The organism is Roseibium sp. (genome assembly GCF_050301095.1).
Lineage (GTDB): Bacteria > Pseudomonadota > Alphaproteobacteria > Rhizobiales > Stappiaceae > Roseibium.
On record NZ_JBNKYW010000151.1, the window covers coordinates 1 to 6,785 of the forward strand.

Genomic DNA, 6,785 nt, shown 5'->3' on the forward strand with positions numbered 1-6,785 from the left:
CGTACGACGATGTAGGCGATGATCAGCCCGAGGACGGATGCAATGATCGCCGTGACAAAGGCCAGCTTCAGCGTGTTCCAGGTGGCGCCGAGGATGTTGCTGTTGTGAATGACGCCCGGCTCTCCGAAGGCGATTTCTGGATTGGACGTCCCGAGCCAGAAGTGGGCCGTCAGATTGTCCCAGCCGTAGAAGCCGTCGATCAGCATGACCGACTGCACGCCGAGCAATATGAGCGGCAGGATCCCGACAACAAATGCGAAGGCCGCGGCGGCGCAGAAGACGGGCCAGCGCCAGTTCCCGAGCGCGATCACGCGGCTTCGGAAGCCCTTGCCGCTGATGGTTTCAAAACGCCGCGACTTTTTGCCGACGAACCGGTTTGACGCCCAGATCGCTGCCAGCGACATGGCGATCAGGACAATGGCCAGGACATAGGCAAGGGAATCGAGGCCGAGGGCGAGGTTCGCGTAGACCATGGTGGCCACTGTGTGGAACTGGGTCGGAGCCCCCAGCAGGAACGGCAAGGCGAACTGGCCGATGGTCTTGCCGAACGTCAGAATGAAGGCGGCGGCAAAGGCAGGGGCAACAACCGGAAAGGTGATCCGGCGCAGGATCGTCAGCCGTCCGGCTCCCGCGATCAGGGCGCCTTCCTCCATCTGGGAGTCAATGGTCGCCAGGGCACCGGAGACCAGCAGATAGGCGAAGGGAAAATAGTGAATGGCGAGCGTGATGGAGATCGGCACGGTTCCGTAGGAGAGCCATTCCGGCGGAGAGCTGTTGGTCAGGGCCTCGTAGAGTCCGGGTTGACCGCCGACCCTGGGGCTTCGAAAGACCGCTTCCCAGGCAAGCGCGATGGCAAAGGAAGGCACGATATAGGGAAGCGTCAGAATCGGTTGCAGCCAGTTCTTACCCGGCATGTCCGACCGGACCACGCACCATGCGAGCAACCCGCCGGCGAGAAGTGCCATGAGTGTTGCCGCGATGCCTGTCGTCAGTGTGTTGATCAGCGGCCCGTAGAGCATCTTCGCGGACAGGGGGCCGGAAAACGCCTGCAGCCAATGAAAGAAGGTAAAACTGCCGGGAACGGCCTCGCGCGACAGCCGCAAGTCGCCTTCGCCCCACATCAACGTGTGAATGACCAGCTGCACGAAGGGCCAGACCACGAGATAGGCGAGGACAGCGAGGAAAATCAGCAGCAGAATATTGACGGGATCGGTCAGTTTGCGCAGGACGGGAGCGCGGTAACTTCGATCCGATAAGGCAAAGCTGGTCATTCTCAATCCTTGTGGTTGTCGAGTTTGGTCCGAAGCGACTCGAGCGCTTCCAGCCCCTCGAGGGCGCGCTCGGGATCCTGGTGCGCGAGTGTCATGGCCAGTGCTTCGCACACCAGCATGTGTCCGGTCCGCAATTGCATTTCGCCTTCGTCGGGTCGCGTGACACTGAGGGTGACATTTGCCCGGGGCCTCAAGGTGGGGCCGCTCGCATCGGAGATGACGATGGACCTGGCGCCGATCTCGGCAACATGTTCGATTATGGCGGCATAGCCCGTCGGCAGGGAGGCGGGCGCCTGGAAGGCGAAGATCACCACCGCGTCGCCCTTGCGAATGGTCATCAGGTGTTCGGCGAGATCCCGCCTTTGCATGTTCAGAATAACTTCCGTGCGAAAGCCGATCCGTCTGAGGCGCCGGTCGAAATGCGTGATGGGCGGGGCGGCGCTGCCGCGTCCGAGAATGAAGATCGTCTGCGCTTCGCGCAGTACGTCCGCAGCATTGTCTATCTGCTTCTGGTCCATCGTGTTGGCGATGGCCGAGAGGGCCGCGATTTCGCTTTCGATGAGTTTTTCCAGGTTCGAGCCGCGTTCAATCCGGTCCCGCCTGATCTGCGTGCGGTCGCTTTGGGCTGCCATCAGGTCCGAATCTTCGCGCAGCCGCTGCTGCATGTCCTGATATCCACTGAAGCCCAGTTTGTTTGCCAGGCGCACGACGGTGGACGCGTGGACATCGGCCTGAGCGGCCAATTCGGAAGCAGACCCGTAGAGGACGGCGCGCGGGTCGTTGAGGATGATTGAAATCAACGTCCGGTCCGCGGCCGTCAACTTGCCCTCAAAGGTTTCGATTGCAGCGTTAAAGGAAGTCGCTTCTGGCATTGTTCCCCCATCGAGTTATGCAAAGAAACTATCATAAAATTAAAATCATGCAACAATCATTGCAAAAACGAAGCGAAGGCGCCCGTTTGCTTTGTCGCAAACATGTTTCAAGCAATTGAAAATATGAGAGATTTTTTCGTCCTGACTTGTGTTTGCACCGTTGGAAAACGCCAAGCCATTCGATCAGTCAAATGCCGTCACAGCGGTGTTTAGACCCCAGGGTCAAGACAAATCCGGACGCAGAGTTGTCGCGTTAAGACGGCAAAAGTTCCATAATCAATAATATGCGCTGAAGCGTTGTGAGCGGAGGTGCGCGCTAATCCCGTTCGACTTCTATTGAAACCAATAAGTTATCAGGGAGGCCGTCAGGTTCGGCTGAACAGCTGTTCGTGCTGCCTGCGCGCGGTGGTCGCTTCGCTGGCGATCCAGTCCCTCAGGTCGCGGTAGCCTTCCGTGTCTGCGGTGGCGGCTGTGGTCACCAGCCAGTATTTTGACTTTGCGGGCACCGGTTTTCCGACAACTTCCAGAAAACCCGCCTCGATGTCGTTTTCAATCAGGAGCGTGCGGCCGAGGGCGATGCCCATGCCGCCGATGGCGGCCTGAATGGCAAGATCCGCCCGGGCGAAGGTGTTGACGGTCTTCGCCGGGGCGTGCGGCCAGTTGCGTCCCTTGAAGTATTCTTCCCAGGTGTAGCCGGTGCCGTCCGTCAGGGCGGACCGGTCGGCGAGCAGAGGCGGTCCGTCCGCGCCTGCGTCCGGGGTCATATCACCTTGAAGGAGACCCGGGCGGGCAACCGGGACGAGATATGCCGGCAGGAGCGCCTCGGCGTGGAAGCCGGGATAGGGGCCGGTGCCATAGCGGACCGCGGCCTTGGCTTCGCCCGCATGGAGATCGACAAGCCGGTCCTCGACATCGACCACAAGGTCGAGGCCTGCGGCCTGGGCCCGCTGGAGTGCCGGTACGACCCACTTCATGGTAACCGACGAGGACACGGACAGGCGCAGGGTCCGCGAGGTCTTCACGTCGGCGATGTGCATCAGCGCGCTGCTCCAGATCTCCTGGCAGCGCCGCGCGGCGTCACTGACAATCCGGCCGGCCTCTGTGGGGAGGATGCGCCGGGTCGTGCGCTCGAAAAGCCGGATACCGAGCGCCGTCTCCAGGGACTTGATGCGGTGACTGACGGCCGATTGCTCCAGTCCGACGGCCTGGGCTGCCCGGGAAAAATTGCCCTCCTCCGCGATGGCGTGCAAGAGCGCCGCATTCAGCATCAGGCGGTTGCGGATGTCGTCGTTGTTATTCATGAAAATGGTTCATGTACTGTGGCATTGAAACAGCCGTATATCAGAATAATTATTGCGTCCAGTTAATATTAAGAAAGGTCGCAGAGATGAACGACGGCAAACAGATCACCGCCCGTATCGTCAACGGGTTCGTCACCCGCAGGAACGGCATGGCTTCCATCGGCGGCAACCCGGCCGGGGTTGTCCTGGACGCGGACAGGCTTTCCGAAGAGGACATGCTGGCGATCGCCGGCAGGATCGGCCTGTCTGAGACCGCCTTCGTGTCGAACTCCGAAACCGAGGGCTACAAGCTGGACTTCTTCACGCCCAACCGGCGGATCGCCCACTGCGGCCATGCGACGATTGCCACCTTCAGCTACCTGGCGGAACTCGGGCGGGCAAAGGACGGCGTCACGTCGAAGGAGACGGTGGATGGACCGCGGAAGATCATCATCAAGGAGGGCGCGGCCTATATGGAGCAGCTTGCCCCGAGGTACGAGCAGAGCGCGGACTGGGCGGAGCGCGGCGTCGGCGAGGCCGATGTCCTGGTTTCGCTCGGGATCGATGACGGCGACCTGGACGACCGCCTCCGTCCGGTGCTGGTGAATACGGGCAACAGCTTCGTCGTCGTTGCTGTGCGCGATGCCGGGGTCCTGCAGCGGATCGTGCCGGACCAGGCGAAGATCAATGACATCAGCAACAGGCTGGACCTGATCGGTTACTACGTCTTCACGACGGACCCCGGCGCCACCCACGCCGACGCAACCACCCGCATGTTCGCCCCGCGCTATGCGATCGACGAGGAAGCCGCGACCGGCATGGCGGCAGGTCCCCTCGCCTGCGTGCTCCATGACTTTCTGGAGATCGGAAAGTCCCGCCTTGTCATCGAACAGGGTCAATTCATGAAACCGGCTTCGCCGAGCGTCATCACCGTCGACCTGGATCTGGCGGACGGCAGGATCACCGGCCTGATGGCAGGCGGTTACGGGTCCGTCCGGGACGAAATGACCGTCACCTTCTGACCGGAGCCGTTTTCACTCCGCTCGAAGCCGGCCGAGCATGGGGCAATCGACGTTGCCCCGTGCGCAGTTGGCGATCAGTTCCTTGAGCGCTTTCTCCAGTTTGCGCAACTCGGCTATCCTGGTCTCCACATTGGAGATATGAGCCTCTGCCAGGTGCCGCACCGCTTGACAATCCGCCTCCCGGGCTTCCGACAGATCGAGCAGGATCCTGGCCTCCGCGAGAGGAAAACCAAGGTCGCGCAATTTCTTGAGGAGACGCAGGCGACCGATATCCTCCTCCGAGTAGAGGCGCCTGTTGTTGGCGGCACGCCGCGGCCTGGGAACGATCCCTTCGCGCTCGTAATAGCGGATGGTTTCGATACAGACGCCACTGCGTCTCGATGCGTCTCCGATCGCGATCATGTGATGTTGTCCCGCTTGATCCTGTAGTTGCTACAGATGCTATGCCTCCAGGTATTGGGCGTCACTTCGCAATGACGTGAAAACCGGGAGAGAGCATGCAGAAATTTCTGGGTCTCAGTTTCATGGGGTCGGTCTCGGCGCTTGGCGTTGCCGCCTGCTGCATCCTGCCCGTGACCTTCATGCTGGTCGGGGTTGGTGGCAGTTGGCTGGCGGTTTTCGGGAAAATCGCGGCCGCTAGCTACTATGTTCTGGCGGTCTCCTCGGTTCTAGTTGCCTTGTCCTGGCTGACTGCGTTTCAAAGGCACTCCCTTGCGAAGCTGAAGTGGTGGCTGGCAGGCAGTACGGCGATGACGGCACTGGCCTGGGTGGTCGTGTTCAACGAAACCCGGATCAACGACTACCTGATCCTGCAGATGTGATGCCATGACCGATCAGGATATTGTTCTGGAAAGCACCCTGACCTGCCCCGAATGCGGACACGTGGAGACCGAGACCATGCCGTCGGATGCATGCCAATGGTTCTACGAATGCAAGGCGTGCCACGAAGTGCTTCAGCCCAGGCAGGGGGACTGCTGCGTTTTCTGCTCCTATGCCACCGTACCGTGCCCGCCGATCCAGCAGGGCGACAAGTGTTGCGGCTAAAGGGCCAGTCGTCATCCACCTCGAATGAGAAACCGGCGAAATGCACCATCCGACCTTTTCCGAACTTGAATTGACATAGGAAATTCGTGATGCATGTTTAGCCGCTGCGGCCGACAGGAGACAGTGTGACCCGGAAAGCCGACCAACCTCAGGATCTGGCGTCTGAGGAAAGCCGTAGAACCGGCACGCCGGAACATGGCTATGTACTGGACGACCAGATCGGCTACCTTCTGCGCAAGGCCTATCAGCGGAACACCATCATCTTTACGGAGAAAATCCGGGACCTGACCCCGACCCAGTTTGCGGTCATGGCGCGGCTGGCGGAATGCGGCTCGGTGTCCCAGAACAAGCTGGGACGGCTGGTCGGGCTCGACGTGGCGACGACGAAGGGCGTCGTCGACCGCCTGACCGTTCGAGGCTTTCTGCATTCCCGCAAGCATCCGGACGACAAGCGCAGGCAACTGATTTCCCTGACGCCGGACGGCTTGAGGTGGTTTCTTTCCAACATTTCGAGCGGCCTCGAAATCTCGGCCCAGACCCTTGAAGCACTCACCCGGTCGGAGCAGCGTTCGCTTGTCCGGATCCTGAAAAAACTTCAGTAGGCCGTCCGTTCACGGACGGTTCGTCGAGATACTGGAGGCCGCCGCCGTTCAGTTCAGGATTGCGGCGACGGCACCGACCAGATCGAGAACCTTTTTGGTGTTGCGGTCGACCCGATAGACATAATCGCCAAGGCGGTAATAGCTCTGACCGGGATCCAGCCCGTAGCGGCCGGGATTCGGGATTGCACTGTATTGACCCTGCAGGCGCTCGCCGGGGCGGTAGATTTTCTTGGCCTGGCCCGGTGGCAGGCAGCCCTTATTCTTCTTGGCAAGCCCCGGAGGACAACCTTTCGGTCCGCCCGCAAGGGCCGCCGCGGGCGAGAGGAACAGCAGGGCTGTCATCGCGATCAGGACAGGTTTGCGCATCATTTGCCTCCTTTGGCATTTCCCGCGAGATGTAACGCAGCGGTAACGCCGTGCCAAGCCCGGCGCGGCGTTCTGGTTCAGCCGGCCGGTTTGGAGCGCCATCAGTCTCGCGACATGGCGGACATGATCGTGTTGAGATGTTCGACCATCGCCGAGGACGCTGCTTCCGGGTCCGCCGCCGCAACGGCTTCGACGACACGGCCGTGCTGATCGCTGTGCAGGGTCCGGAATTCGTCGACCCCCAGACGCCGGTAGGTCCTGTCCCACTGTCTTTGCCATGTCGCCCGCCGGCGCGCGCCGGAAAGATAATTCAAAAAACCGATCAGAA

10 protein-coding genes are annotated in these 6,785 nt (G+C 60.8%); 4 read left to right on the forward strand and 6 right to left on the reverse strand.

The genetic code is table 11. The features are described 5' to 3' along the window. The 3 genes from ACQY7U_RS13700 to ACQY7U_RS13710 form a co-directional block, all read right to left on the reverse strand. Positions 1-1,271: ABC transporter permease (locus ACQY7U_RS13700; protein WP_428645305.1), on the reverse strand; the 1,271-nt coding region annotated here is incomplete at its 3' end. A 2-nt stretch (positions 1,272-1,273) separates the two neighbouring features. Next, a complete protein-coding gene (locus ACQY7U_RS13705) occupies positions 1,274-2,143 on the reverse strand; it encodes a MurR/RpiR family transcriptional regulator (protein ID WP_428645307.1) in 870 nt (289 codons plus the stop codon). A 365-nt stretch (positions 2,144-2,508) separates the two neighbouring features. Continuing rightward, entirely contained in the window at positions 2,509-3,444 is a 936-nt protein-coding gene (locus tag ACQY7U_RS13710; RefSeq protein WP_428645309.1) for a LysR family transcriptional regulator, read from the reverse strand. An 86-nt stretch (positions 3,445-3,530) separates the two neighbouring features. On the opposite strand from ACQY7U_RS13710, the gene ACQY7U_RS13715 reads away from it, so the two are divergent. After that, entirely contained in the window at positions 3,531-4,445 is a 915-nt protein-coding gene (locus tag ACQY7U_RS13715; RefSeq protein WP_428645311.1) for a PhzF family phenazine biosynthesis protein, read from the forward strand. Positions 4,446-4,457: 12 nt separating this feature from the next. On the opposite strand, the gene ACQY7U_RS13720 is transcribed toward ACQY7U_RS13715, so the two are convergent. Then, positions 4,458-4,847, reverse strand: coding sequence for a MerR family transcriptional regulator (locus tag ACQY7U_RS13720; protein WP_428645313.1), 390 nt, complete (start codon positions 4,845-4,847; stop codon positions 4,458-4,460). Positions 4,848-4,942: 95 nt separating this feature from the next. Here ACQY7U_RS13720 and ACQY7U_RS13725 point away from each other — a divergent pair, with 95 nt between their 5' ends. The 3 genes from ACQY7U_RS13725 to ACQY7U_RS13735 all read left to right on the forward strand — a co-directional run bounded on the left by ACQY7U_RS13725 (position 4,943) and on the right by ACQY7U_RS13735 (position 6,091). Then, positions 4,943-5,266: a hypothetical protein gene (locus tag ACQY7U_RS13725; protein ID WP_428645314.1), complete on the forward strand. Its 324-nt coding sequence runs from the start codon at positions 4,943-4,945 to the stop codon at positions 5,264-5,266. A gap of 4 nt (positions 5,267-5,270) precedes the next feature. After that, entirely contained in the window at positions 5,271-5,489 is a 219-nt protein-coding gene (locus ACQY7U_RS13730; RefSeq protein WP_428645316.1) for a GDCCVxC domain-containing (seleno)protein, read from the forward strand. A gap of 125 nt (positions 5,490-5,614) precedes the next feature. Beyond that, the gene (locus ACQY7U_RS13735) at positions 5,615-6,091 is read left to right on the forward strand and encodes a MarR family winged helix-turn-helix transcriptional regulator (RefSeq protein WP_428645318.1); all 477 of its coding nucleotides are present in this window, start codon (positions 5,615-5,617) and stop codon (positions 6,089-6,091) included. Positions 6,092-6,139: 48 nt separating this feature from the next. Here ACQY7U_RS13735 and ACQY7U_RS13740 read toward each other — a convergent pair whose 3' ends face one another. Both ACQY7U_RS13740 and ACQY7U_RS13745 read right to left on the reverse strand, forming a co-directional pair. Further along, positions 6,140-6,457, reverse strand: a complete 318-nt coding sequence (locus ACQY7U_RS13740; protein ID WP_428645320.1) for a hypothetical protein — start codon at positions 6,455-6,457, stop codon at positions 6,140-6,142. 101 nt (positions 6,458-6,558) lie between these two features. Beyond that, positions 6,559-6,785, reverse strand: a 227-nt coding sequence (locus tag ACQY7U_RS13745; protein WP_428645322.1) for an FCD domain-containing protein, incomplete at its 5' end; no start/stop codon positions are given.

Bases quoted from the DNA above. Each gene is read 5' to 3' on its own strand.
- ACQY7U_RS13710 (WP_428645309.1), bottom strand. From the start codon at position 3,444: ATGAATAACAACGACGACATCCGCAACCGCCTGATGCTGAATGCGGCG.
- ACQY7U_RS13715 (WP_428645311.1), top strand. From the start codon at position 3,531: ATGAACGACGGCAAACAGATCACCGCCCGTATCGTCAACGGGTTCGTC.
- ACQY7U_RS13705 (WP_428645307.1), bottom strand. From the start codon at position 2,143: ATGCCAGAAGCGACTTCCTTTAACGCTGCAATCGAAACCTTTGAGGGC.
- ACQY7U_RS13730 (WP_428645316.1), top strand. From the start codon at position 5,271: ATGACCGATCAGGATATTGTTCTGGAAAGCACCCTGACCTGCCCCGAA.
- ACQY7U_RS13740 (WP_428645320.1), bottom strand. From the start codon at position 6,457: ATGCGCAAACCTGTCCTGATCGCGATGACAGCCCTGCTGTTCCTCTCG.
- ACQY7U_RS13720 (WP_428645313.1), bottom strand. From the start codon at position 4,847: ATGATCGCGATCGGAGACGCATCGAGACGCAGTGGCGTCTGTATCGAA.
- ACQY7U_RS13725 (WP_428645314.1), top strand. From the start codon at position 4,943: ATGCAGAAATTTCTGGGTCTCAGTTTCATGGGGTCGGTCTCGGCGCTT.